This window comes from Actinosynnema sp. NPDC002837 (genome assembly GCF_040295345.1).
Taxonomy (GTDB): Bacteria; Actinomycetota; Actinomycetes; order Mycobacteriales; family Pseudonocardiaceae; genus Actinosynnema.
Genome location: NZ_JBEOVG010000008.1, coordinates 93424 through 119386, shown reverse-complemented (window position 1 = coordinate 119386; position 25963 = coordinate 93424). Strand labels below are relative to the sequence as shown.

The 25963-nt window shown below is 72.0% G+C and carries 22 protein-coding genes; 8 read left to right on the top strand and 14 right to left on the bottom strand.

Going from position 1 to position 25963, the window contains the following annotated elements:
• Window positions 1–128: 128 nt before the first annotated feature.
• The gene (locus ABTZ99_RS08575) at window positions 129–1472 is read left to right on the top strand and encodes an NAD(P)/FAD-dependent oxidoreductase (protein ID WP_499609569.1); all 1344 of its coding nucleotides are present in this window, start codon (window positions 129–131) and stop codon (window positions 1470–1472) included.
• Window positions 1469–3070 carry an aminotransferase class I/II-fold pyridoxal phosphate-dependent enzyme gene (locus ABTZ99_RS08570; protein WP_499609566.1) on the top strand — a complete coding sequence of 534 codons (1602 nt, stop codon included), beginning with the start codon at window positions 1469–1471 and terminating at the stop codon, window positions 3068–3070. The genes ABTZ99_RS08575 and ABTZ99_RS08570 overlap by 4 nt, the downstream gene beginning before the upstream one ends.
• Before the next feature lie 90 nt (window positions 3071–3160).
• On the opposite strand, the gene ABTZ99_RS08565 is transcribed toward ABTZ99_RS08570, so the two are convergent.
• From ABTZ99_RS08565 to sigK, 5 genes are all read right to left on the bottom strand, one after another.
• A complete protein-coding gene (locus ABTZ99_RS08565) occupies window positions 3161–3544 on the bottom strand; it encodes an HNH endonuclease (RefSeq protein ID WP_498782597.1) in 384 nt (127 codons plus the stop codon).
• Window positions 3545–3664: 120 nt separating this feature from the next.
• Window positions 3665–4306 carry a fasciclin domain-containing protein gene (locus tag ABTZ99_RS08560; protein WP_498782599.1) on the bottom strand — a complete coding sequence of 214 codons (642 nt, stop codon included), beginning with the start codon at window positions 4304–4306 and terminating at the stop codon, window positions 3665–3667.
• A 128-nt stretch (window positions 4307–4434) separates the two neighbouring features.
• Window positions 4435–6030, bottom strand: coding sequence for a molybdopterin-dependent oxidoreductase (locus ABTZ99_RS08555; RefSeq protein WP_499609563.1), 1596 nt, complete (start codon window positions 6028–6030; stop codon window positions 4435–4437).
• A gap of 54 nt (window positions 6031–6084) precedes the next feature.
• Window positions 6085–6855, bottom strand: a complete 771-nt coding sequence (locus ABTZ99_RS08550; RefSeq protein ID WP_498782603.1) for an anti-sigma factor — start codon at window positions 6853–6855, stop codon at window positions 6085–6087.
• Window positions 6852–7451, bottom strand: a complete 600-nt coding sequence (gene sigK / locus ABTZ99_RS08545; RefSeq protein WP_498782605.1) for an ECF RNA polymerase sigma factor SigK — start codon at window positions 7449–7451, stop codon at window positions 6852–6854. Before sigK ends, ABTZ99_RS08550 begins: the two co-directional genes overlap by 4 nt.
• 444 nt (window positions 7452–7895) lie before the next feature.
• Between sigK and ABTZ99_RS08540 the strand changes: the two genes are divergently transcribed.
• Together ABTZ99_RS08540 and ABTZ99_RS08535 are read left to right on the top strand one after the other, a co-directional pair.
• Window positions 7896–10010: a PQQ-dependent sugar dehydrogenase gene (locus tag ABTZ99_RS08540; RefSeq protein ID WP_499609560.1), complete on the top strand. Its 2115-nt coding sequence runs from the start codon at window positions 7896–7898 to the stop codon at window positions 10008–10010.
• Between the two features lie 96 nt (window positions 10011–10106).
• Complete coding sequence (locus tag ABTZ99_RS08535; protein WP_499609557.1) at window positions 10107–11117, top strand: SMP-30/gluconolactonase/LRE family protein; 1011 nt, start codon at window positions 10107–10109, stop codon at window positions 11115–11117.
• A gap of 9 nt (window positions 11118–11126) precedes the next feature.
• On the opposite strand, the gene ABTZ99_RS08530 is transcribed toward ABTZ99_RS08535, so the two are convergent.
• Genes ABTZ99_RS08530 through ABTZ99_RS08510 form a run of 5 tightly spaced genes read right to left on the bottom strand, consistent with a single transcriptional unit; the run spans window position 11127 to window position 15774 of the window.
• On the bottom strand, window positions 11127–11798 hold the full coding sequence (locus ABTZ99_RS08530) for an RraA family protein (protein ID WP_498782611.1): 672 nt from the start codon (window positions 11796–11798) through the stop codon (window positions 11127–11129).
• A complete protein-coding gene (locus tag ABTZ99_RS08525) occupies window positions 11795–13150 on the bottom strand; it encodes a hypothetical protein (protein WP_499609554.1) in 1356 nt (451 codons plus the stop codon). The genes ABTZ99_RS08530 and ABTZ99_RS08525 overlap by 4 nt, the downstream gene beginning before the upstream one ends.
• On the bottom strand, window positions 13147–14091 hold the full coding sequence (locus ABTZ99_RS08520; RefSeq protein ID WP_499609552.1) for an aminotransferase class IV: 945 nt from the start codon (window positions 14089–14091) through the stop codon (window positions 13147–13149). The genes ABTZ99_RS08525 and ABTZ99_RS08520 overlap by 4 nt, the downstream gene beginning before the upstream one ends.
• A complete protein-coding gene (locus ABTZ99_RS08515) occupies window positions 14088–14840 on the bottom strand; it encodes an iron-containing redox enzyme family protein (RefSeq protein ID WP_498782617.1) in 753 nt (250 codons plus the stop codon). Before ABTZ99_RS08515 ends, ABTZ99_RS08520 begins: the two co-directional genes overlap by 4 nt.
• Window positions 14833–15774, bottom strand: a complete 942-nt coding sequence (locus ABTZ99_RS08510; RefSeq protein WP_498782619.1) for a hydroxymethylglutaryl-CoA lyase-like TIM-barrel protein — start codon at window positions 15772–15774, stop codon at window positions 14833–14835. Before ABTZ99_RS08510 ends, ABTZ99_RS08515 begins: the two co-directional genes overlap by 8 nt.
• Window positions 15775–16469: 695 nt before the next feature.
• On the opposite strand from ABTZ99_RS08510, the gene ABTZ99_RS08505 reads away from it, so the two are divergent.
• On the top strand, window positions 16470–19181 hold the full coding sequence (locus ABTZ99_RS08505) for an AfsR/SARP family transcriptional regulator (RefSeq protein WP_499609548.1): 2712 nt from the start codon (window positions 16470–16472) through the stop codon (window positions 19179–19181).
• Between the two features lie 72 nt (window positions 19182–19253).
• On the opposite strand, the gene ABTZ99_RS08500 is transcribed toward ABTZ99_RS08505, so the two are convergent.
• Complete coding sequence (locus ABTZ99_RS08500) at window positions 19254–20870, bottom strand: FAD-binding oxidoreductase (protein ID WP_499609546.1); 1617 nt, start codon at window positions 20868–20870, stop codon at window positions 19254–19256.
• A 153-nt stretch (window positions 20871–21023) separates the two neighbouring features.
• On the opposite strand from ABTZ99_RS08500, the gene ABTZ99_RS08495 reads away from it, so the two are divergent.
• A complete protein-coding gene (locus ABTZ99_RS08495; RefSeq protein WP_498782625.1) occupies window positions 21024–21722 on the top strand; it encodes a response regulator transcription factor in 699 nt (232 codons plus the stop codon).
• Window positions 21719–22510 carry a sensor histidine kinase gene (locus ABTZ99_RS08490; RefSeq protein WP_499609542.1) on the top strand — a complete coding sequence of 264 codons (792 nt, stop codon included), beginning with the start codon at window positions 21719–21721 and terminating at the stop codon, window positions 22508–22510. Before ABTZ99_RS08495 ends, ABTZ99_RS08490 begins: the two co-directional genes overlap by 4 nt.
• Before the next feature lie 15 nt (window positions 22511–22525).
• Here ABTZ99_RS08490 and ABTZ99_RS08485 read toward each other — a convergent pair whose 3' ends face one another.
• A complete protein-coding gene (locus ABTZ99_RS08485; protein WP_499609540.1) occupies window positions 22526–23323 on the bottom strand; it encodes a hypothetical protein in 798 nt (265 codons plus the stop codon).
• A 189-nt stretch (window positions 23324–23512) separates the two neighbouring features.
• On the opposite strand from ABTZ99_RS08485, the gene ABTZ99_RS08480 reads away from it, so the two are divergent.
• Entirely contained in the window at window positions 23513–23719 is a 207-nt protein-coding gene (locus tag ABTZ99_RS08480) for a hypothetical protein (RefSeq protein ID WP_499609537.1), read from the top strand.
• Here ABTZ99_RS08480 and ABTZ99_RS08475 read toward each other — a convergent pair.
• Together ABTZ99_RS08475 and ABTZ99_RS08470 are read right to left on the bottom strand one after the other, a co-directional pair.
• Window positions 23716–24300: a hypothetical protein gene (locus tag ABTZ99_RS08475; protein WP_499609534.1), complete on the bottom strand. Its 585-nt coding sequence runs from the start codon at window positions 24298–24300 to the stop codon at window positions 23716–23718. The genes ABTZ99_RS08480 and ABTZ99_RS08475 overlap by 4 nt on opposite strands.
• Window positions 24300–25421, bottom strand: coding sequence for a nucleotidyl cyclase domain-containing protein (locus ABTZ99_RS08470; RefSeq protein WP_499609532.1), 1122 nt, complete (start codon window positions 25419–25421; stop codon window positions 24300–24302). Before ABTZ99_RS08470 ends, ABTZ99_RS08475 begins: the two co-directional genes overlap by 1 nt.
• Window positions 25422–25963 lie beyond the last annotated feature (542 nt).

Genomic DNA, 25963 nt, shown 5'->3' with positions numbered 1-25963 from the left:
AATCCGCGTCCGGAACCGCCTGATCGGGGCGTCCGATTCGTCGATCGCGGCGGTGAATGACCGGTGCCCCGAAAGCAGGGGGACGCTCGGCCGTTCGGCCCTGTACAGGGTATTGCGACACTGTTGGGATGATCGACATGTACAACGCCATTGTGATAGGTGGTCGGTGTGCCGGGGCGGCCGTCGGTACGCACCTGGCCCGAAGGGGGCTCCGGGTTTTGGTGGTGGACCGGTCGCGTTTTCCCAGTGATGTCCTGTCCACGCATTTCGTCTGGCCGCACGGAGCGTCCTACCTGAACCGCCTGGGGGTGTTGGACCAGGTCCGGGCCGTGACACCCGCCCACACCGAGGTCACGGTGGTCAACAATGGGATCTCGTTAAGCGGCAGCGTCCCCGAAGAGCTGCTGCGCAACCAGTTCCGATTGCTGCACGACGACGACACCGGTATCACCACTGAGTACTTCTCGGTTCGCCGGCACGTGCTGGACAAGATCCTGGTCGACAACGCGGTCCGCGCCGGTGTGGAGTTCCGCGAGGGCTACACCGTCAAAGAGCTCCTGCGGGACGAGGACGGGACCGTCATCGGCATCAAGGGGCGGGACGGCACGGTCGAGCACGCGCAGGTCGTGATCGGGGCCGACGGGCGCAACTCGTTCGTCGCGCGGGCTCTCGGGGTCGAGAAGTTCGACGAGCGGCCGAGGTGCACCTACGCGTACTGGAGCTACTTCAGCGGCATCCCCGACGCCGACGCGCAGATCCACCGGCGGGGCAGGCTCGGGATGGCGATGGCCTCGACCAACCACGGGCAGACCATGGTGCTGACGTGGGGTCCCAGCGAGTGGGCCGCGGAGTTCCGGGCTGACGTCGAGGGCAACTTCCACCGCGCGCTCGGGCTGATCAGCGAGGAGGCGGCGGACACCGTCGCGGGGGCGCGGCGGGAGGAGCGCTTCTACGGGACGCTCGACCAGGCCGCGTACCTGAGACAGCTCCACGGACCCGGCTGGGTGCTGGTGGGCGACGCCGAGTCGTTCAAGGACCAGTGCACGGCACTCGGGATCACCCACGCCCTGCGTGACGCGGAGCTGGCCGCGGACGCGGTCGGCCGGTGGCTCGGCGGCGAGACCGACCGGGACACCGCCATGGCCGGGTACGCCGCCAAGCGCCGCAGCCAGACCGCCGCGGCCTACTACGACTACGTGTGCACGCTCGCGGAGATGAAGCCGCTGCGGCACGACGAGCTGCAGCTGTTCGCGATCCTGCGCGGCAACCAGGCGGAGACCGACCGGTTCATCGCCACCCACGTCGACGTGGCGCCGGTGTCGGAGTTCTTCGACCCGTCCAACGTGTTCCTGCTCAACGACACGGCCAAGGAGTCCTCGCTGGAGCACGACGCGTTCGCCGACTTCGAGGCGACCTACCGCGAGTACCAGCGCAACCCGTTCCTGCGCGTGGCGGCGGAGGCGACCCGATGACCGGCGTCCTGGCCCACGAGCGCGAGGACGGCGAGGTCGTCGCCGCGCTGATCGCCGCCGCCGACGCGGCCGACCTCGACCCGCTCGCCGCGGCCAAGGCGGTCGCCGAGGCCGCCCGCGAGGTGTCGGACATGATGCGGAACTGGGCGTCCCACATCCCGTGGGAGGACCTGGAGGAGCTGGACACCCTCCCGGAGGACGAGGTGGTCCGCTTCTTCGGCGAGGACTACCCGGCGGTCCGCGCCGACCTGGAACCGATGTGGGAGCCGGCGACGACGGCCGCGCCCGCGATCGACCCCGACGAGGACTACGCGCTCGACAAGAACGCCTACGACTTCTTCCGGCCCGTCGGGGCCAACCTGCTCGGCCGCACCGAGGAGTTCCACGGCTGGGTGGAGGCGCGCAGGCGCACCGAGACCTGGCAGTACTCCCGGGTCCTGGAGGCCGCGCCCGGCGGGTTCGCGACCATCACCAACGACCTGAGCAAACCGGCCAGGGGCATCAACTTCAACTCCCAGGACTACCTGTCGTTCAACGCCCACCCGGAGATCCGGGAGGCGGCGGTGCGGGCGATGCGCGACTTCGGCCCGCACAGCGCCGGGTCGCCGATGGTGCTGGGCAACACCCGCATCTCCGACGAGCTGGAGGTCGCCCTCGGCGAGCTGGTCGGCCTGGAGCACGTCACGCTGTTCTCGAACGGGTGGTCGGCGGGGTTCGGCACGGTCACCGGGCTGGTCCGCCAGGAGGACCACGTCCTCATCGACCGCCTCGCCCACTCGTGCCTGCAGACGGGCGCGCGTGCGGCGACCAGGAACATCACCCGCTACACCCACCTCGACGTCGAGGCGGTGCGCACCCACCTGGCCCGGATCCGCGCCACGGACACCCACAACGGGATCATGGTCATCACCGACGGCCTGTTCTCCGTGGACGCCGACTGGCCGGACCTCGTCACCCTCCAGGAGGTCTGCCACGCCTACGACGCGACCCTGCTGGTCGACGTCGCCCACGACCTCGGCTCGATGGGCCCCGGCGGCACCGGCGTCCTGGGCATGCAGGACATGCTGGGCAAGGTCGACCTGGTCATGGGCGCGTTCTCCAAGACCTTCGCCTCCAACGGCGGCTTCGTCGCGGCCGGGTCGCCCGCGGTGAAGCAGTACATCAAGATGTTCGCCGGGTCCCACTTCTTCTCCAACGCCCTGTCCCCCATGCAGACCGCGGTGGTGCTCAAGGCGGCCCAGATCATCCGCACCGACGAGGGCGACGCCCTGCGCGGGCGGCTGTTCTCCGCGATCCACGCCCTGCGCGACGAGCTGACCACGCGCGGGTTGACCTGCATGGGCTCGCCGAGCCCGATCGTGCCGGTCCTGATCGGGAACGAGAAGCTGGCCCGGACGGTCAACCGCCTGCTGTTCGACCGGGGGGTGCTCGCGTTCATGGTCGAGTTCCCCGTCACCCCGACCGGCGCCTCGCGCTTCCGGTTGCAGGTGCAGGCCGCGCACGAGCCGGAGCAGGCGAGGGAAGCCGCGCGCATCATCGACGAGGCCCTGCGCGACGCGAAGGAGCACCTGTCCAGCGCGTTCGGCAACTCGTTCTGACGGGACGGGCGCTCGCGGCGAACGCGAGCGCCCTCCCCCGGCCGGAAGCCCGGGATGCGGAGCCCTTGCCGAAGTGGCGGGTCCCGCCGGCTAGTCGTGCGCCTCGATCGCCTGGACGGCCGGGGGCGTGAACCGCGACGCCAGCTCGGCGTTGACCTCCACGTGGCGCAGCAGGAACGCCCGCTCGTCCAGCCGCTTCCGCCTCAGCCAGCCGGTGACCTCGTCGTTGCACTTGCTCGCGTTGCACGACCCGCACGCGGGCACGATGTTGTCGAGCGTGTAGCGCCCGCCGCGCGACAGCGCCTGCACGCAGTCCTTCTGGAGCGGCACCCCGGTCGACCCGCAGTAGGCGCAACCACCCCACGCCTCCTTGAGCGCCGCCCACTCCGCCACGGAGAGGTCGTGCTCGACGCGCTCCATCCGGCGCTTCCGCTTGCGCGCCGCACGCGCCCTCCTGCTGCCACCGACGGCCATGCGCGAACCTTACGCTCCGTCACCCCTCCGGCGCGGGCAGCCCCACCGCCGCCTCCGGGACACGACGGGAGGGATCGCGGCCGGAACGCGGCCACGATCCCTCCCGTCGGACGCCCTGGGTCAGGAGGCGGGCATCATGACCTTGTCGATGACGAAGACGGTGGCGTTGGCGGTGGGGATGTTGCCGCACAGCACCTTCGAGCCGTTGACGGTGATGTTGTCGCCGGAGCCCTCGACCTTGAGGGTGCCGCCCTGGACGGTGGGCAGGCTCGCGGAGGACACGATGCCGTCCCTGTCCATGCGCTGCGGCACGACGTGGTAGGTCAGGATGGTCGTGAGCTTGGCCTTGTCGGCCAGCACGGCGTTGAGCGCGTCCGCGCCGAGGGCGTCGAACGCGGGGTCGTAGGGCGCGAAGACGGTGTAGCCGGCGTCGCCCTTGTTGAGGGTGTCGACGAGGCCGGCGGCCTTGACGGCGGCCACGAGCTTGGTGAGCAACGGGTTGTTGCTCGCGGCGGTGGCCACCGGGTCGTCGACCATGCCGTCGAGGGAGCCTTCGGTGTCCGCGGGCAGGCTCGCACAGCCGGCGCCGAAGACATCACTGGTCCGGGTGACGCCGTCGCTCATCGCCTCGGTGGTGGTCGTGGTCGTCGGAGCCGCCGCCGACGTCGTGTTCGACGCGGCCGGTTCGCTGCTACAGGCGGTGACGGAGATCAGTGCCGCGGCGAGGACGCCGATCGCGGACGCGAGCCGGGTGTTGCGCATGAGGGGTGCTCCTTTGTGGACGATGCTCGGAACGAGGGCTCCGAGGCTTGTCACGAGTGGTTCGGCGCCGTCGCCGCGTCGGATTGGCGGACCGGCGGGAAAGTTCGGACTTCCCGGGTCGCGGCTGGTCAAGGCCGGGTGGTGAACACGATCGTGTGCCAACCGGAAGCGCCGTCCGGGATCGGTTCGGCCCGCTCGCCGGTCTGGGTGTGGCCGGTGCGGTCGGTGGCCCGCACTTCCAGCGTGTGCGACCCGGCGGGCAGGTCCAGCTCGACTCGCCACATCCGCCACGTGTCGACGTCGACCTCCGTGCTCAGGGTCGTGGCCTGCCAGGGACCGCCGTCGACGCGGACCTCGACCTTGTCGACGCCCCTGTGCTGCGCCCAGGCGACCCCGGCGGCGACGAACCTCCCCGCGGGCACCTGCTCGAAGGCCTTCGGCCGGTCGACGCGGGACATGGTCTTGATCGGGGCACGGCGCGCCCAGTCGCGTCGGACCCAGTAGGCGTCGAAGTCGGCGAACGTGGTGAGTTCGGCGTCGACCAGCCACTTGGTCGCCGAGACGAACCCGTACAGGCCGGGCACGACCATGCGCACGGGGAAGCCGTGCTCGACCGGGAGCGGTTCGCCGTTCATCCCGATGGCCAGCAACGCGTTGCTGCCGGGCCTCATGATGTCCTCGACAGGGGTGCCGCAGGTCCAGCCGTCCACGCTGCGCGTCGCGAGCTGATCGGAGCCCGGCCGCACGCCCGCCTCGGCGAGGATGTCGCTCAGGGACACGCCGATGAAGTCGGCGGTGGAGATGTAGGGCCCACCGACCTCGTTGGACACGCAGCAGAGGCTGATCGTCTTCTCCACCAACGGCCGGTCCAGCAGGTCGTCGTAGGTGAGCACGAGCTCGCGGTCGACCATGCCGTGCACGCGCACGCGCCAGTCCCGCGCCCGGACCCTGGGCACCGACAACGCGGTGTCCACCCGGTAGAAGTCCGCGTTGGGCGTGATGAACGCGGGCGTCCCGTCCCGGGCGAAGTCCGCGCCCGCCGGGATGGGCGGTGCGCTCACGTCGGGGGTGAGGCGGATCGAACGGCGGGACGCCTCCACGTCGACCCGACCACCGATGAGCTGGCCCGCGGCGGCGGTCGCCCCGGCCGCGGCCGCGACGGCGGTGGAGGTGAGCAGGAAGCGGCGGCGGCCCAGGCCGGGCACCTGCCAGTCCACCGGACGCGTCCCCTCACCGTCCACAGCGGCTTCCGCCGAACGGGGCGCGAGCCGGTGCAGCCACCGGAAGACCAGGACGCCGACGAGCAGACTGACCAACGGGGCCAGTGCGGCCGCCGTGCCCAGGGTGGGCCGGGCCAGCACCGCCGCGAGGCCGACCACGCCGAGCCCGACCGCCAGGATCGTCCCCGGCAGCGGGCTCCGGCGGGACAGCAGCCCGGCGAGCGCCGCGGCGACGGCGATGACGAACGCCATGCCCGCCAGCAGGACGGCTTTGTCGTCCTCGCCGAACGTGCGGATCGCGAAGTCCTTCACCGGGTGCGGTGTCAGGTCGATCGCCGTGTTGCCCACGGCCAGGAACGGCGAGGCGAGCGGGTCGACGACCGCGGCGACGAGGTGCCCGGCGGCCGAGGCCGCCGCCACCGCGATCAGGCCCGTCGCGACCGCCGCCCACAGCGGCAGCCGCGACGTGCCGGGATCCGCGTGCCTGCGCGTGGTTGTGTTCACACCAGGTGTTCGACGCCGACGACGTCGCGGATTGGCCTTCGCGGCCGGACTTCCTCAGACGAGTGGAAGGACCACCACGGTCGGCGTCGTGGGCCGGGGGGATCCGCCCCTCGGCTCCACGGTCAGCCCCACGGCCTCCCGGCCGGTGAAGCCGCTCGCCAGCAGGGGGTCGGCCTGCCCGTCGGACGACGTGAGCAGCCCGGCCGGCCGCGGCCCGTCGGCGCCGATCAACCACAGCTGGTAGGTGCGGTCCTCGGGCAGTCGCGGCAGGCCGTGGGCGAGGAAGAGCACTTCGCCGTGGGCGGAGGACGCCACCACGGTGCCCGTGCCGCCGCCCGTCACCTCACCGCGGACGAGCTTGGCGTCCGGCGCGGCCAGCAGGTCGGCCATCCGGCTGTGGTAGCCGTCGACCTGTTGCAGCGCTTGCAGGTCCCGTTCCAGGCGACGGTTGGCGTCCGCGCCCTGGATCCCCAGCGTGACGGCGACCGCGATGCCCGCCGCGGCGGCGAGCGCGGCGGTCCGGCGCCACCACACGCCCGCGGCCCCCGGCGGCTCCGGTCCGATGGGGACGGTCTTCGCCCGGACGTCGGCCTCCGGCGGGAGTTGGCGGGTGTCGGCGATGGCGGTCATCACCCGGTCGCGCAGGTGCCGAGGAGGTTCGACGGTGGCCGCACCGGCCAGCAGCGCGGTGGTCTCGCGCAGTTCGGCGGTCTCCCGCACGCAGGCCGTGCAGTGCGCGAGGTGGTCGTCGAAGGCGCGGCGCTCGGTGTCGGAGACGGCGTCGAGCACGTAGGCGCCGATCAGCGCGTGGGTGTCGTCGGTCACCGGTTCACCCCCAGGCAGTCGCGCAGCCTGATCAGGCCGTCACGCATCCTCGTCTTGACCGTGCCCAGCGGGATGCCGAGCACGGAGGCCGTCTCCGGGTAGGTGTAGCCCCGGAAGTAGCCGAGCAGGATGGACTCCCGCTGCAAGTCGGTCAACGTCGCCAGGCACCTCCGCACCTGCCGCTGCTCGATGCGCGCGGCCACCTGCTCGCTGACCGCGTCGAACGGCGTCTCGACGTCACGGCGGGCGGCCACGTCCTCCCGCCGGGTCGCGGCCTGCGCGGAGCGGACCCGGTCCACCGCACGGCGGTGCGCCATCGTCATCACCCACGCCGACGCGCTGCCCCGCGCCGGGTCGTACCGGGCGGCGGTGCGCCACACCTCCACCAGCACCTCCTGGGTGACCTCCTCGGACTGCGCGTGGTCGCGCAGGATCCGCCGGACGAGGCTCAGCACCTTGCCCGCCAGCACGTCGTACAACCGCTCGAACGCCCTCTCGTCACCGCGCGCCACCAGGCACAGCAACTCCTCGGCCGAGGCGTCACCCGCCTCACCGACACCCGCCACCGCTCGGAGCTCGTGCTCACGCCCTGCCATCGCGTCCTTCCCGATCGACCGGTCCACGACAGGCATTCGTCGCCGACCGCCCTTCGGTTCGGTCCCGCTCACGTGAGGGCACGCTGTTATCGCTAACAATTACCGAACCGCCGACCCTGCAGCCTTGTCGGGCACGAACCGGGTGCGCTACGGTGCATCTGGGAGCGCTCCCAAACGCCCTCCCCCGGCACCTGGCGACGACCACCACGCACCCTGCTCGCAAGGAGACGAAGCATGGCTCTACGTGCGCAATGGAGATCCAGGTCGCTCTCGTTCCACCGCGGACTCGGCCCGGCGCCCTTCGCGACCGCCGATCAGCGCATCTAGGAACACCTCCGCTCGACCACTTCGGCGCTTGTCGACCGCCATCGACTCAGCATTGTTCCGCCTCGGTTTGTTAGCGATAACAAGGCGTTTTGCCTGGCAATCCGCGAGAGGAAGACCATGCGAGATCACCTTGCGACGACAAGGGGCGCGGTCCGCCGCCGGCGACGGCCACCGGTGTGGGTGGCGGTGCTGTCGGTGCTCGGCACCGTGGCCCTGACGCCCGTCGCGTCGGCCGCCACGGTCGACACCACCGCCTCGTACGTGCTGGTCAACCGCAACAGCGGCAAGGCGCTGGAGGTGTACGGACGCGCCACCGCCGACGGGGCCAGGATCTCCCAGGCCACCCGCAGCGACGGCGCCTGGCAGCAGTGGCAGTTCGTCGACTCCGGCGGTGGCTACTACCGCATCCGGTCGAAGCACAGCAACAAGGTCCTGACCTTCCTGTCCACCGCCGACCGCGCCGGACTGGTGCAGAGCACCGACCTCGACCGCTCCGGCCAGCGGTTCCGGTTGGCCGACTCCGCCGGCGGCCACGTGCGCCTGCTCAACCGGGCCAGTGGCAAGGCCGTGAGCGTGCTGGACTCCTCCACCGCCGACGGCGCCCGGGTCGTCCAGCTCCCCGACACCGGTGGCGCCGGCCAGCAGTGGCAACTGGTCAAGCTCGGCGTCGACACCACGCCGCCGACCGCGCCGGCCGACCCCCGCACCTCGAACCTGACGTGCACCGGGGTGACGTTCTCGTGGTCGGCGTCCGCGGACGACACCGCCGTGGCGTTCTACGACGTCTACCACGACGGACAGCTCATGACCTCGGTGCCGGGCACGGCGCTGTCGGCCGACCTCACCGTCGCACCGGGCGCCACCTGGGGCCTGTACGTCAACGCCCGCGACGCCGCGGGCAACGTGTCCCAGGCCAGTTCCACGGTCACCATCACCGTGCCGCAGTGCCAGGCCGACACCGAGCCACCGAGCACCCCCACCGACGTGACGGCGACCGCCGCGGGCACCACGGTCACCGTGCGGTGGACCCCGGCCACCGACAACATCGGCGTCACCGGCTACGAGGTCCTGCGCGACGGCACGCAGGTCGGCTCGGTCAGCGGCGCGTCCACGACCTCCTTCACCGACAGCGGCCTGGCCGCGGAGACCCGCTACCAGTACCAGGTGCGGGCACGGGACGCGCAGGCCAACCGCTCGGCGGCGAGCACGGCGGTCGCGGTCACCACGGGCAGCGCGTGCGCCACGGCGCTGTGCTCGGTCACCCGGGTCACCACCGAGACCGACCTGCCCTGGGGCCTGACCACGCTGCCCGACGGGCAGGTGGTCTTCGGCCGCCGGGACGCCTTCGAGATCGTCCGGCTCGACCCCGCCACCGGCACGAAGACCAGCCTCGGGCGCGTGCCGGGCGCGGCGGGCACCGACGGCGAGGGCGGGGTCCTGGGCCTGGCCGTGGCCGCCGACTTCACGGCCGACCCGTGGCTCTACGTCATGCACACCACCTCGACCGACAACCGGGTGGTGCGCATCCGCTACACCGACGGCGCGCTCACGGGCACCCCGCAGGTGCTGCTCACCGGCATCCCGCGCAACAAGTACCACAACGGCGGCAGGCTGCGGTTCGGGCCGGACGGCAAGCTCTACATCGCCACCGGCGACGGCCAGAACGGCGACTGGGCCCAGGACCGCGCCAACCTCGCCGGCAAGGTCCTGCGGATCGACCCCGACGGCACCGTCCCCTCGGACAACCCCTTCGGCACCCCCGTGTGGAGCTACGGCCACCGCAACCCCCAAGGCCTGGCCTTCGACTCCCAGGGCAGGCTGTGGGAACAGGAGTTCGGCAACTCCGTCATGGACGAGACCAACCTGATCGTCCGCGGCGGCAACTACGGCTGGCCCACGTGCGAGGGCACCACGGGCGACTGCGACGAACCCGGCTTCATCGCGCCCAAGCACACCTACCCCGTCGCCGAGGCCTCGTGCAGCGGCATCGCCGTGGTCCGCGACGCCCTCTACATCGCCTGCCTGCGCGGAGCGCGGCTGTACCGAGCCGAGATCTCCGGTGACGACCTGACCAACGTCCAGCAGTACCTCAACGGCACCTACGGACGGCTGCGCACCGTGGAACCGTCCGCCGACGGTGGGCTCTGGCTGACCACCAGCAACCGCGGCGACAAGGACAGCATCGCCGGCAACAGCAACGAGAGCATCCTCAAGGTCCAACTCGGACGGTGAACCGGCCGCCGGGTCGGGGCGACCGTCCCGACCCGGCGCCTCCTCGATCCCGCGATCGACCGGGACCAGCCCCGTCCAGGAGACGAAGGAGTCGCCATGACGCACCGCACGGCACCACGCCACCGGCGCACGCGGACGCTCACGGCGGTGGCGATCGCCCTCGCCGGCGCCGTCGTGCCCGCCACCTCCGCCGACGCCGCGACGACCTCGCCGTGCACCCCGGGCGCGTCCTACGGCCCGCCGTTACCGACCCGTGCGGTGACGGCCCAGCTCATCCGGGGAGGGTTCAACTTCCTCGAAGGCCCGACGTGGGACCGGCGGACGGGCACCTTGCTGCTGTCGCACATGCAGCGCCCCACCGGCCCGCAGGGCGTGCAGCCGTCGTCGGTGCTCCGGCACACGCCACCGGCCACCTTCGAGACGTTCATCGCCGAGTCCGGCAGCAACGGCCTCGCGGTCTCGCCCGACGGCACGCGGTTGTTCGCCGCCACCCACGACAACCGCACGCTCTCCTCCTACAGCCTGACCGACCGCAGCCGCACGACCGTCGCGGCCAACCACCTCGGCCGCGCCTTCAACTCCCCCAACGACCTGACCACCGGCCCGGACGGCACCACGTACTTCACCGACCCGAACTACCAGCGCGCCAACCGCGCCGACGAGCAAGGCGGTCGAACCGCCGTCTTCCGCGTCCGCGACGGCGTGGTCGGCCTCGTCGACGACACGCTGCGACAGCCCAACGGCATCGTCCTGTCACCCGACGGCAAGACGCTCTACGTCGGGGCCACCGCCGACAACACGATCGTGAAGTACACCGTCAACCCCGACGGCACCACCGGCGGCCGCACGACGTTCGCGAGCATCCGCACGCCCGACGGCGCGACCGTCGACTGCGCGGGCAACCTGTACTGGGCGTCCTACGACGAGGGCCTCGTCCACGTCTTCTCCCCGTCGGGAGAACGGCTCGGGGCCATCTCCGCCGGCCGCAACAGCACCAACGCGGCGTTCGGCGGGCCGGACGGGCGGACGCTGTACATCACCTCCGGTGTCCCCGGCGGGTTCGGCCTCTACCAGACCTACCTCAACGTGCCCGGGAACCCGTACTGAACCCGAGCCTCACGGCCTCGCCGACGTGGCCCGCGCGACGTCGTTGTACCCGTGGTCGGCACGGGCGACCCGCAACGGCACGCCCGCCCGCACGTCGGCGAGCACCCCGGCCTCCATGGCGGCCACCCGCGTCACGGTGTCGACCACCTCGGCCACGAGGTCGGCCGGCACGACGACGACACCGCTGCCGTCGGCGGTGACGAGATCGCCGGGGCGCACGGTGATCCGCTCCCCCTCGGCGCCGATGGTCACCGGCTCCTGGGTGGCCGCCATGCGCACGCGGTTCTTGCCGGAGCGCATGAACGCGCCGTGCGCCCACACCGAGTAGTCGAGCGCGCGGATGCCGTCGACGTCGCGGCAGTAGCCGTCGATCACGGTCCCGGCGACGCCCCGGGCCACCGCGACCTCGGTGAGGATGTCGCCCCACACCGTGCAGCGCGGGCCGTGGTTGGCGAGCACGACGACCGAGCCCGGTGGCACGTCGTCGACGTAGTCCGCGGCGGCGGCGCGCTCGCCCTCGGCCACCGGCTCGAAGGTGACGGTGAACGCGGGGCCGACGACCACGCCGGAGCCGGACTGGCGCGTGGGGCCCCACAGCGCGCCCGACACGCCCAGGACGTCCAGCGCGTCGCTGACCGCCGACGTGCCGAACGCCGCGAGCCCACGGCCGACGTCCGTCATGAGCCGTCGCCGATCACGTGCACGGCCAACTTCCGGCCTCCCTGGAAGATGTTGACCTTGGCGTGGCGGCTCGCCTTCGACCCGAAGCCGGCCACCTGGCCGCCGAACAGGTACGTGTCCAAGCTGATCGGCATGGCCTGCACGTGATCCGAGCCGGCCTCCACCACGGGGTAGCCGGTGGGCGCCACCCGCCGCTGCACGAGGTGCCCCGCGCGCAGCCCGGCCGCGACGGCGTCGCGCCACGCGTCCGGAGCGCAGTCGTGGCCGATGGTCACGCCGTCGCCCCTGATGTCGTACGGCTGCTTGAGCACGAACTCGCGCGGGTCGGCGAGCAGCCGGTCGACCAGCGGGCCGCCGTCGTCGTCGACCGCGGCCGGGGTGAGCTTGCGCGACCACGGCAGCAGCTCGGCGACCAGTGCTCGTTCGTCGGCGGTGAACAGGTCGGCGAACTCGGGCTGCTGCACGAACGCCAGCGTCAGCTTGTTCTCCGCGACGTACCGCGCGCCGAACGGGTTCACGTGCACCATCGCGGTGTCCCGCACGGCGTGCGCCCACCGGTCGACGAAGGCCGGGTCGGGGCAGTGCGGCAGCCACGACACCGTGTTGACCTTGTTCCAGCACAGGTCGGCGGCCTTGCCGTCGAACCGCACCCGGTCACCGTCGACCTCGATCGCGCGCGGGTCGGCGAGGAACGCGTCCACGCCGGCGGCCCGCAGGCACTCCACCAGCTCGACGCTCTCCGCGCTCGGGGCGCCCGCGCGCTGGAGGACCGCGATGTGCGACGGGTCGGCGCAGCGGCCCGCGTCCCGTTCGGCGGCGGCACGCGCGGCGGCTCGCAGCGCGTCGAGGAAGCGGTGCTCGCCGGTGTACGTCATCGCGCTCGGCGAGCTCGACCGGATCCGGGCGACCACGTCGTTGATCCGCGCGGTGAACAGGGTGCCCGCGGGCGAGTCGGCGTTGTTCTCCAACACCCGCAGCCGTTCCGAGCCCGCCTCCAGGTAGCCGTCGAGCCGGCACACCCACGGCGCGTCGCCCACCGCGCGGTCGGCGTCGACCAGGAGGTCGGCGGCCGGGCCGAGCCGGTAGAAGTCGCGCACGTCCGGCCGTGCCCGGTACAGCGCGACGACCTTGCCGAGCAGGTCGACGTAGCGGGTCAGCAGCGGCGCGAGCCGTTCGGCCCGATCGGCGCGGACCAGCACCGGCACCGGCGAGAGCGGGAACTCCTTGTTCCGGAACACCGGTCCGGCGGCCACCGCGCGCTCGGTGGCCGTGCGGGTGTCCGCCGGGCGCGCCACCGCGTCGTGGGTGGCGAGCAGGGCGGCCGGCCAGTCGATCAGACCGGTGACGCTCACGACGGCCGACCCGGCAGGCCGAGGTCGACCCCGGTCGGCACGGCGGCGCCACGCGCCTGCGCGAAGTACGCGTCCACCAACGCCTTCGTGACCGGGCCGGACGGCCAGCCGCGCAGGGGCACGCCCGCGACCTCGCGCACCGGGCCGAACTCGATGCCCGTCCCGCACAGGAAGACCTCGTCGGCCGCGGTGAGCCGCTCCTCGGTGACCGCGTCCTCGACGGCCTCGTGGCCGAGCGCGGCCGCGGTCGCCAGCACCCACGCCCGCGTGACACCGGGCAGGACGTGGTCGGAGAGCCTGGGTGTGACGACGCGGTCGCCCTCGACGAGGAACACCGTGGCCGTCGGCGCCTCGCTGATCAACCCGTCGGCGGTGCGCAGCACGCACGAGTCGTAGCCGTCGCGCTTGGCCTGCGCGAGCGCGAGGCGCGGCCCGGCGTAGGCCGAGATGTTCTTGGCGGCGCTGGGGAACACCGCGTCCGAGGGCCGCTGCCACGCGCTGATCCCCAGCCGGATGCCCTCGTGCTCGGCCAGCCAGCGCTTGCGGCCCGACGGCGTGATCGTGACCGTCAACGCGGTCACGGCGGCCTGGGCGATGTCGCCGGCGTTGGCCGCGCTCGCCGCGACCCGGACGTAGCCGTCCGCGTCGATCCGCTGCGCGGCGACGAGCTCGTCGACGATCGCGGGCACGTCGGCCGCGCAACCCTCGTCGAGGCCCATGAGCCGGCACGAGTTGCGCAGCCGGTCGAGGTGCGGCCCGGGCAGCCAGGGCGCGACGCCACCGGAGTCCTGCCGGTAGAGCCGGATCCCCTCGAACACCGAGATGCCGTAGCGCAGCGCGATGCTGCCGACCGGCAGGGTCGCCTCGTCGCGCGGCACGAGCCGGCCCCGGTGGTGGGCCAGCGGCCAGACCGCGTGGCCGTCGGCGGCGAGGGACGTCATGCGGTGTAGCGGAACACCGGCTCCGCCGGGTCGTACGCCGTCCGCAGGATCATGTCGAAGTGGCGGTGCCGCAGTTCGAGCGCGGCGGCCAGCGCGGCGATCGCGTCGCGCCGCAGCTCGGGGGTGTCGCAGTAGCGGCGGAGCAGCTCGCGCGCGGCGGCGGCGTGCTCGTCCTCCAGCTCGCTGACCGCGTCGTCGCCCTCGTCGGCCGAGGCGTGGTGCACGAAGAACTCGTACCCCTTCGCCGGCAGGCCGTAGACGTCGCGCATCACCGAGAGCATGCTCTTGCCGCCCTGGTCCACGATCGGCGGCTGGCCCTCCATCAGCAGCAGCACCGACGCGACGCCCTGGGTGAAGTGGGTCTCGGTGTTGCAGACCCGCACGTTGTGCTCGACGACCGCCGCGGTCTCCGGCACGACCGGCGCGTCGGCGAGCTCGTCGGCGGTGACCCCGACGGCCGCGCCGAAGTCGGCGAACGTGTCCAGGTGGCGGCCGGAGCCCGACAGCCTGCCGGTCTCCTCCTCGTAGATGTTCTCCACGAGCAGGACGCGCAGCCGGTGGTCCTCGATCCGCGAGGCGATGCCCAGGATGTTGCGGGTCCAGAAGCTCTTGATCGGCCAGCGGTGCAGCACGAAGTCGTGCAGCAACCGCCGGGTGGCCTTGCCGGCGAGGATCGTCTGGTAGAGCCCGCTGGTCATCTTCTTGCGCTCGTCGATCATCCGGTCGAGCTCGAGGACGAAGTCACTCATCGGCACCTCCGTGGTCGTTGGCGGGTTCGGCCGGCGGTCGCCCCCGACCGGTCAGCGTCAGGATCGTCGCGTCGAGCCCGTGGGCCGCGACCAGGTCGGAGAAGTGGGCCGCGCCGTCCAGGTTCACGTCGAGCAGCCCGCTGACCACGGTCTTCGAGCCGCCGTCGGCGATCATCCGCAACTGGGTGGCCAGCGTGGTGCGGTCCGCGGCGATCGGGTCGAGCCGCAGCTCCGCGCCGTGCCGCACGATCAGGTGCGCGACGATGACCTCCAGCCGCAGGTTGCCGCCGCCCTTGCCGATGCCCGCGATCGACGCGTCCACCGCGGTCGCGCCCGCCGCCATCGCGGTGGTCGTGTTGACGAACGCCAGCCCGAGGTTGTCGTGCGCGTGGAAGCCCACCGGCACGGGGCTCGCGCCGACCGCCGCGCCCACCCGCTCGGCCACCGAGCCGGGTTCGAGGCTGCCGTTGGAGTCGGCGAGGTAGACGACCTGCGCGCCCGCGTTCGCGCAGTCCTCGACCGCCACGGCGAGCCGCTGGGGGTCGCGCTCGCTGACCCGCGTCAGGTTCATCGCCACGTCCAGACCCGCCGCGCGGGCGGCGGCCACGTACGGCTCGGCCGCCTCGACCGAACCGCCCGTGACGAGCACCCGGACCATGGCGACGCCCCGGTCGGGCAGCTCGGCGATGCGTTCGAGCGGCGCTTCGCCGGGGCGCACCATCACGACGAGCTCCGGTCGCCCGGCCACGGCCGCGAGCGCGTCCAGGTAGGCGGGCGGGCAGCTGGCCGTCGGCCGTCCCGGGTCGTGCGCCTGCCGCAGGTAGCCGATTTCCGCGTACGGCACGCCGGCGGCCCCGACGGCGCGCACGATCGACTCGGCTTCGCGGGTGGTCCAACCGTGGTCGTTGAAATAGCCGCCGTCACGCAAGGTCACATCGAGGAGAATGGGCGTCGAATTCACGTTCACCGCGCGGTGCGGCCGGGTGAAAAAGCTTCGGCTGCGCAGAGCACAATCAACCGCCCTTTCGGCCCATCGCCATGGTGGATGACTTCAGCCTAACCGGCCGTCACCTCACGTGGCAACCTTCGGCCACGCACCTCCGGGCATTGACCCGATTGTCGTACCGATTCGACGTCCGGCCGCCGAAAACTCCCTGACCAGCGAATATGAATTAGGACCACGGTCGCCCGCGCAACCGCGCCGGGCCCACCCCGGCCCGACCGATCCGGGCCGACCCGAACCCCGTCAGCCGATTACCGGGGTCGCGCTCCCGGGATGCGGCACTGGTTCACGCCGGCCGCGTGCGCCCTTCGGCGTCACCCCGCTGAGCAATACGGCCGCGACGGCCGCCCATTCCCTTCGACCACCCACAGGATCCCCCCTGTTCGAGTTCCGACAGCCCGACGTTAGGCCCTCGATGCGGGCCCGCGGCCCGTTCGCCCTGTTCGGGTCTGTTTCGAACGGGCGGACGGCGGCGGACGCGTTCGGCAACACTCGACCTGACCGCAATTCGGCGGGAACGCGGCGCGAGCGGCGCATTGTGACGTGGCGATCTGGGGAAGTTCTGGGATCCGCCTTGTCGACGGCGGTCGGAGTCGGTAGGCCGGTGTCAGGAGGGGGGACTTCGGGTGGCGGTGTCGTTCGAGTTGCTCGGCGAAGTGCGGATGCTCGTCGACGGAGTCGCGGTCGGCCTCGGGCACGCCCGCCAGCGGTGCGTGCTGGCGGCCCTACTGGTGGATCCCAACCGGGTCCAGTCACCCGAGTCGATCGCGGCGAAGGTCTGGGCCGACCGCGCTCCCCGGCAGGCGCGCACCACGCTCCACGGCTACGTGTACCGGTTGCGGCAGGCGCTGGGCGGTGTTCCCGGCCTGGTGATCGACCGGACGTCCGCCGGCTACGTGCTCCCCGTCGACCCGGACAGCGTCGACCTCCACCGGTTCCGAAGGCTGGTCGAGCGGTCGCGCTCCGGCGCTGACGCCGAGGCGTTCGCCCTGGTCGAGGAGGCGCTCGGGCTGTGGCGGGGCGAGGCGCTCGGCGGGCTCGACGGCAGCTGGGCCGACGCGGTGCGGCAGGGCCTCGACCGGGAGCGGTGGTCGGCGACGGCCCACCGCAACGACCTCGCGCTGCGGCTGGGACGGCACGAGTCGCTGGTGGCCGAGCTGTCCACGCTGGTGACCCGCGACCCGCTCGACGAACGGCTGGCCGCGCAGTTCATCCTGGCGCTGCACCAGTCCGGCAGGCAGGCCGAGGCGATGGCGCACTACCAGGTCGTCCGACGGGCGCTGTCCGACGAGCTCGGCACCGACCCCGGTGTCCGGCTGCGCGAGCTGTACCAGCAGATGCTGGTCGGCGAGGTGGCCGCACCCGTGACCGGACGACCGCCCGTGCCGCGGCAGCTGCCGGCCCCGCCACGGCTGTTCGTGGGCCGCGACGACGAGTTGACGTCGATGGACAAGGCGTTGGCGCAACCGGGAGAACCACTCGCGGTCGTCGGGCCGGGCGGCTCCGGGAAGACCGCGTTGGCGTTGCACTGGGCGCACCGGGAGCTGGACCGCTTCCCCGACGGGCAGCTGTACGCCGACCTGCGCGGGTTCGACCCGACGGGCCCGCCGGCGTCGACCTCCGCGATCCTGCTCGGCTTCCTGGACGCGCTCGGCGCCGATTCGCCTCCCGCCGACGTGGACGCCCAGGCCGCGCTGTACCGGAGCCTGGTCGCGGGCCGGCGCCTGCTGGTGGTGCTGGACAACGCGCGTGACAGCGACCAGGTGCTCCCCCTGCTGCCCGGCGGCACCACGTGCACGACGCTGATCACCAGCCGGCACCGCCTGAGCGCCCTCGCCGCCTCGCGGGCTGTGCCGACGCTCGCGCTCGACGTCCTGCCCGACGATGTCGCGCACGCGTTGTTGGCGGGCTACCTGTCGCCGCAACGGATGTCGGCCGAGCCGGAGGCCGTCGCGACCCTGTTGCGGCACTGCGCGGGACTTCCGCTGGCCGTCGGCATCGTGGCCGCGCGTGCCGCCGCGCACCCCGACTTCCCGCTCGCCGCGCTCGCCGACGAGCTGGGCCGGGCCGACGGGCTCGACGGGCTGGACACCGCGGAGTTGAGCACCAGCCTGCGGGCGGTGTTCGCCGCGTCGTTGCGGGCGCTGCCGGCGGACGCGGTGAGGCTGTTCGCGCTGCTCGGCATCGCGCCCGGCTCGGACATCGGCCTGCCGGCGGTGGCCGCGCTCGCCGACGCGCCGGTGACGCGCGTTCGGTCGTCGCTGGAGAAGCTCGAAACCGGTCACCTGGTGCGGCAGCACGTGCCGGGGCGCTACCGGATGCACGACCTGGTGCGGCTGTACGCCGCCGAACGGGCGCACGGCGAGGAGGCGGCGCTCGCGCGGGTGATCGCCTACTACGTCGGGTCGGGCCTGGCCGCCGAGCGGGTCCTCTACCCGCACGACACACCGGCCGCCGTGTCCTCCGACCAGCCCGGACCGGTCGACGACGGCGCCGCCCTGGCCTGGCTGGCCACCGAGTACGTGTGCGTGACCGCCGCTCAGGAGGCCGCGGCACGGGTCGGCGACCACCCCGCGGTGTGGCGGCTGGCCTGGGCCCTGGACACCTTCCAGCGCCGCCAGGGTCACCTCCACCACGACCAGATCACCGTGTGGCGGGCCGGGCTGGCCGCCGCGGACGCCGCCGCCGACCTCGACGCCCGCGCGCTGGCGTCGTGGCGGCTGGGAGCCGCGCTCGCCCGTGCCGGCGGCGGCGACGAGGCGTCCGCGCACCTGGACCGCGCCCTGCTCCTCAGCCGGGAAGCGGGCGATCTGTCCGGCGAGGCCGCCGTGCACCAGTCGCTGGCGTGGGTCCGGGAGACCCAGGGCGACGACCGCCGAGCCCTGCGCCACGCGGTGAGCGCCCTCGACATCCTGAGCACCCTGGACCGCCCGATCCGCCAGGCCCACGCCCTCAACCAGGCGGGCTGGTACGCGGCCCGGCTGGACGACCTCGACCGGGCCCGCCGCTACTGCGAGGCCGCCCTGGCCCTGGCCCGCGCGCACGCCGACCGCGACGCGGAGGCGCGGACGTTGGACAGCCTGGGCTACATCGCGCACCGCGCCGGTCACCACGACGAGGCCGTGGCGCACTACGAGCTGGCCCTCGCGCGCTTCGAGGACGTGGGCGCGACCTACGACTACGCCGACACCGTCGAACGGCTGGCCGACGCCCACGCGGCCGGAGGTCGCCGGGACGAGGCCCGCGAGCACCGGCTCAAGGCGCTGACCCTGTTCCTGCACCAGCGCCGCACCGCCGACGCCGATCGCGTGACGCTGACCATCGAGGACGCCACGTGAGCCGAGGTGGCGCGGCCGGGCGTGGTGAGCGAGCCGGCGTCCGGCGTGACGTCGCCCGAGCGGGTCCGGCCGTCAGCTGTCGGGCAGCTTGATCGACAGGGCGTGGTGGAACACGTCACGCGGGTCCCAGCGCGCCTTGACCTCTTGGAGCCTGCGGTAGTTGTCCTTGTAGTACAAGGCGTGCCACGGGACGCCGGACGTGTTCCACGTCGGGTCGGCGGTGTCGATGTCCGGGTAGTTGACGTACGAGCCGTCGTTCACGCCGTTCGGCACCGGCACGCCTCCGGTGTCCTGGTACATCTCGCGGTACCAGCGCCGGATCCAGTCCATGCTCGCCCGCTCGCGGTCCGGGTCGGTCCAGGTGGCGATGTAGACCGCTTTCATGATGCTGTCCCGCTGGGGCACGGCGGTCGCGTCCGGCGCCACGGTGTTGACCTGGCCGCCGTAGGACACCAACAGCAGCAACGCGCGCTCGTTGTCGTGGTCGGTGCTGGTGAGGTAGGTGTACGCGGTCCTGATCTGCTGGTCGGTGAACCGCTTGCGCAGGTAGGCCGCTTTCGCCTTGAACATCCCGGACTCGTCGGCCTGGCTCAGCGACCCGGCCTCCACCGCCGCCAACCACGGCAGCCGGTGGGGTGGCTGCAACGTGATCGTGCCCGGGACGCCCTCGGTGACCTCCGCCAGGTAGTCGTCCAGCAGCTGGTCGGCGTCGGGCCGGCTTCCGTCCACTGTGGCCACCAGGGCGATCGCACCGGGGTCGGCGCCGGTGTTGCGCCGGCTGACCAGCATCGGGCTGAACAGACTGGCGTAGCGGGAGCCGGGCGCGCTGTTGCGCTCGTGCCACTCGCCGTAGTTGCGCAGCAGCCGGTGGAACGACTCCTCGGTGACGTCCCGCCAGCTCCACCCGATCGTCGCGCCGAGCGTCACGGCGGGTGGCTTCGGCAGCAGGCGGGTGGGATCGTCGCCGGTGGCGCCGGGCGTGCGCATCCAGTACCGGGTGACCACGCCGAAGTTCCCGCCACCGCCCCCGGTGTGCGCCCACCACAGGTCCCGGTTCGCGTCGCCCGGCTCGCGGGTCGCGACCACCGCCCGCGCCCGTCCGGAACGGTCCACCACGACGACTTCCACGGCGTGCAGGTAGTCCACCACCGAACCGAACTGCCGGGACAGCGCGCCGTACCCGCCGCCCTGGATGTGCCCGCCGGCGGCCACACCGCCGCACTGGCCGCCGGGGATCGTGACGCCCCAGCCGAGGTAGAGCCGCTCGAACACCTCCCAGAGGCTCGCGCCCGGCTCGATCGCGAACGCGTTGCGGCGCCGGTCGAACCCGACCTGCCGCATCGCGGACAGGTCGATGACCACCTCCGCGCCGTCGCCCACGAAGTTCTCGTAGCAGTGCCCGCCACTGCGGACGGTGACCCGCTTGCCCGCGCGCACGGCGTCGTCCACCGCGCGCACGACCTGCTCGGTCGTGGTGGGCAGCCGGAAGTACCGCGGCCGGGGGAAGAACCGCTCGCTCGTCCGGCGCAGCACGAGGTCCTCGTAGCGGGGGTCACCCGGCAGGATCGCGGCCGACTCGAGCCCGCTCCCCTCCGCCGCCACGTCCGCGGTCGCCGGACTCCCGATCAGCGCCGCACCTCCCAGAACCGCGGTGCCGGTGATGAACCCACGACGGGTAGGACCAGACATCCTCGTCCAATCTGTTCGTTGGTGTGCCGGGGAAAACGCTAGGAGCGGCCGGTCGGCGAGACCACCTGCAGAGGCCGACTGTCAGGGAACCAGCAGGAAACCGTCAGGTTCGCGCACCGGCGGTGCGCCGCGCGGACCCGGCAGGATGGTGTGATGGAGGACGTGGATCGCATCCTGGTGGTGGACGACGACCCGGGCCTGCGGGAGCTGTTGCTGTCGGCGCTGCGGTTCTCGGGGTTCGAGGTCGAGGCGGTCGGCGACGTGCCAGCCGCGCTGGCCGCGATCGGGGCGCGCACGCCCGACGCGATCGTGCTGGACGTGATGCTGCCGGGCACGAACGGCTTCGACCTGCTGCACCTGCTGCGCTCGCGGGAGGTCCACGTGCCGGTGATGTTCCTGACCGCGCGCGACGAGGTGGACGACCGGGTGCGCGGGCTGCGCCTCGGCGGCGACGACTACCTCACCAAGCCGTTCCACGTGGTGGAGGTCGCCGCACGGCTGGAGGCGCTGCTGCGGCGTGCCCGCCGCGTGCCGCCGGTGGTGCCGGAGGGCGTGTGGCGCTGCGACGACCTGGAGCTGGACGAGGTGCGGCACGTGGTGACCAGGGGCGGGCAGCCGGTCGAGCTCTCCCCCACCGAGTTCCGGCTGCTGCGCTACCTGTTGATCAACTCCGGGCGGGTGGTCTCCAAGGCGGACATCCTGGACCACGTCTGGCAGTACGACTTCGGCGGCAACGCGAGCGTGGTCGAGCGGTTCATCTCCAACCTGCGCCGCAAGATCGACTTCGGCGGGCCGTCGCTGATCCGCAGCGTGCGGGGGTTCGGGTACAGCCTGCGGCCGGTGCGGCCGTGAAGCGGCCGTCCCGGTGGCGGCGCGCCCTCGTCCTGCTGCTCGCCGGCCCGGAAGCCGCGGTCGCCGTGGCGGTCAAGCAGGCGTTCGACGCCCAGCGGCGCGCCCAGGACCGGCTGCGCAGCTTCGTCGACGACGCGGGCCACGAGCTGCGCACGCCGCTGGCGACCGTGCAGGGCTGGATCGACCTGTACGTCCAGGGCGCGCTGACCGACCCCGACCAGCTCGACCACGCCATGGCGCGGATGCAGGCGGAGGTGGGCCGGATGCGGCTGCTGGTCGACGAACTGGCGCTGCTGGCCCACCTCGACGCGGCCCTTCCGCTCGACCGCGAGCCGGTGGAGGTGGTGGCCCTGGCGGGCGAGGTGGTGGGTGACGCGCGGGTCGTCTGCCCCGACCGGGTCATCACCCTGCGCGGGGCGGCGGAGGCGGTCGTGCGCGGGGACGGCGCGCGCATCCAGCAGGTGCTGCACAACCTCGTCGGCAACGCGGTGCAGCACACCCCGCCCGGCACACCGGTCACGGTCACCGTCAGCTCGCACGACGCGGACGTCGTGATCGCGGTACATGACGAGGGCGACGGGATCGGGCCGGAGCACCTGGCGCACGTCTTCGAGCGCTTCTACCGCGCCGACCCCGGCCGCAGCCGGGCCGGCGGCGCCTCGTCGGGCCTGGGCCTGGCCATCGTCGAGGCGATCGTGACCGCGCACGGCGGCACGGTCGGCGTCACCTCGGCGCCCGGGCAGGGCACCACCGTCCGGGTCACGTTCCCCCTCGACCGCGCTACGTGACCGGACGCCGCCTCGTCAGGAGCTCTGCTCGTCCGAAGAGGACGACATGTCCTCCAGGTTCCCCAGTGCGGCGGCGGAGAGCTGGTTCTGCCCGGCCAACGCCGTGTTGTAGACCTGCGCCCCGTGCTCCTGGGCCAGCGGGAACAACTCCCTGAACCGCTGCCACCCGCCACCGGTCGCCCCCACCTCGTCCAGGGCGCTGCACGCGGCCTTGACAGCACCCGGCGTCCTGGCGTTCTCGGATTCGCGGATGAGCCCGTAGAGCACGGCGGCGGCGCGCTTCTCCGTCGCGGTCATCGCGGCGAGGACGGCCTGGTCCAGCGCCCGGCCGCGCAGGGCTTCCGCGACGAGCGGCAGGTGCTGCTGCTGGAGCTGGGCGAACACCTCGACGTAGAACGTCCCGACGGACGAGGACCGCGGGTGCTGCCGGTTGTTGGACGTGATGTACCCCTGGTGCCCGTACCCCGATTGCACCGTGTAGTTCCCGAACGGGCTGGTCCCCTGGCCGGGCTCGACGCGCGACGCCTGCCCGCGCTCCACCTCCCGCTGGTTCGCCCTCCGCAACCGGCTCAACCCGTCCATCGGCTTGTCCTCCAGCGGGCCCTGCCCCGTGCCGCCCTCGGACGTGCGCTGGACGGCCACCGGCTCGAGCGCCGCCGCGACGGCCGCGTTCCCGACGGTGCGCTGCAGGGCGAGTACCGCGTTCGGCGTCATCGGCCGCCCCCAGGCAGGCGGGGCGTCGGCAGTGCTCGGCGGGTGCACGTGCCCGGCGTGCGCGTCCTCCCGTTCCGGAGGCCGAACGTGCTTGCGCATCCACATCACCTCGTTTCGTCAGGGCCGGCAGCGGCGCACCGACAGCGGGTCAGCCGTTGTCCCACGCTCCGGGAGCACGGGGGTCCTCGGCAACGGTCGCAAGGGCAAGCCACGGGCAGACCCGCTGCCCGTGCCGCCAGACGGCCGGGAGCAGTGGCCCGGTCGGCGAGGACCTGGGACGATCGAGGCATGCGACCCGCCACCACCTCCGGAGCCGTCACCGCGAGCCGTCGCCGAGGCGTGCAACTGGTCACCGGCACCGCCGTCGTGGGCGGCTTGTGGTCCGCGACCGCCCCGTGGTGGGCGTGGGCCGTCCTGCTGTCGGGTCTGCTGGTGCTGGCCACCGGCTTGCGCCGGCTGAGCCCGACGGAGCTCCTGACCAAGTGCAGCGCCTAGCGGCTCTGCTCGAGCAGATCGCGCAAGGACTCCGTGACGACAGTCCCGGACACTGCTCCCTCCCACACAGCCACCCTGACCTGCCGGTGCCGCTCCACCCAACGCCGCGCCAGGTCGGTCATGGGCTGATGTGAGACGACCAACAGCCCGGACAAGCCGGCGCGACGAGCGATGATCCACAACCGTTCCACTGTGGACTGGTCGAGGGGGTGGCGGTTCTCCTGGACGGCGACGGCAATCGTCGACCGACTTCCCTCTATCACGTAGTCGAGGCCTGTCCGGTCGGCGCGGACCGCTACCACGTCCGGCACCACAGTGCCGATGGCCGCGATCACGACGTCGGGACGGTCGGCAGGAACCGGCCCGGGCTCGCGCAGTGCCCGGGCCACCCCGTCCTCGACGCGCCGATCGATCATCCGCCCGAAGGTGCGTTCGATCAGCACGAACGGTACGAGCAGGAGTACGGCCGAACCGACCTCCACGGAGACGGCCTGCGCGTAGCCGTCCACAAGCGCCCCGGCAACCAGTGCACCACCACCGATGACGGCGAGTAACGCTGCGAGCAGGCGCGGCCGAACCACTACGCCACTTGCCCTTCTGCCGCGACGATCTGACCCACGGGCCCCTTCAGATTGCGCGCGATCCGGACGGTCAGGTCCTGTTCGACGATGAACCGCTGATGAGCGTCCGGCCCGAGGTCGATGAACAGGTCTCGGTGCAATCCCCGACCGTCCCGGATGTCCGCGAAACCGAACTTCTCCTTGATCTTCGTCAAACACACCCCCATGGTGATGCCGGCGGGCAGGATCAGGTCGGCGCGCCCCGCCCGGCCGGCCGACTGCGAAGGGGTTGCCTGGAAGAACACGGTGGCGCCCTCGTACAAGTCCTGCGCACCGACCACCAGGCCATCCCGGTGCAGGTAGTACGACGTGCCGTCGGTCGTTGTGGCGAATCCGCTGCCCTTGACCGCATCCCATCGCGTAACCGTGCCGTCCCTCCACGACACCTGTGCCCTGACGGGAACCGCCGCGGGCACGACCGCTGGAGGAGATGCCGGCTGTGCGACGATTTCGGTCAACGTGCTCGACTTGATGCCGTAGGACTGCGCGTCCCAGAGCACCTCCTGGTAGGTGGTCGTGTGCGCGGTGTCGCTCGAAGGCAGCTTCTCCTTCCGGCCGAGGTAATCGGCAGCTTCCCGATTCGTGGCGTTGCCGTAAGTGGAGAACACGTCCATCATGTTCGCCGCGCCCACAGTGCTGTCGTCGACGAAGATCGCGCCGGCACCCGCATCGCGCGCCAGCCGCTCAGCCCGGTCCACGCTCGTACCGATGTAATCCTGTTGCTGCTGGTTGTGGAAGGGCACGACCTTCCCGGTGGAGATACCTATCGAGCAGTTGCACCGGTAGGTGTTGTCCTGACGGGCACCGCGCAACTTCTCCTGCACGAGGATCGCCGCGTTGATCGCCTGCGCCGCGTGCTCCACCGGAAAGGTGGCCACTACACCTGACGTCAGGAACTTGATGATGGCACCCCCGTTGGTGCTCACCGCTTCGTGAACCTGGTCGAAGAACCAGCCGAACGTCGGCAGCCAGCTGACCTCGCCGGTTTCGGTCTTGAGCTTCGCGGCATCGGACAGGTCGACGTGCACCACGACGATCGGCACCCGGGCCGGATTATTGAAAGCGTCGCGCAAGGAATCCATGACAAAGCACTCCTTGAAGGAATGGAACACGGACGGGACAAGCACTGGTCAACATCCCGACGCCTTCTCGGCACGGGATGACGAGATCGTCTCCTGACTATTGATCCCCTTATCGACCTTGCCATCCCGCTTGTTACCGAGAGCTACGAGGTGAGGTGGAATTGGGCCACACGAGTGAAGTTCAGACCATCGGCTGCAGTGCCGCTAACGATTTCCAAATTCCGACGATAACGCACGACTTACGAAGCTTCCTCGCATTCAACGGCCCAGTCGGCGTCGGAGGACTGAAACCGGCCACATTCGCCGAACCCGCTCATGCTTTGCAGGCCGGAATTCCGCACTGCGGCGCGAAGCCCGCTGATCGTGCGCCATGAGCTGTAGGGCACGATCGCGAGGCATGGCACCACGACCGCTCTGCCCGATCTCCGTCCGGGCAAGTCGGCTGCTCCGGCAGCGCGACACCTGACCGCGGTCAAGACCGCCACTGCCGGACGCGGTGGGATCACCGGAGCTGCCGGGCACGGCGCGCAGCGCGGCGTACG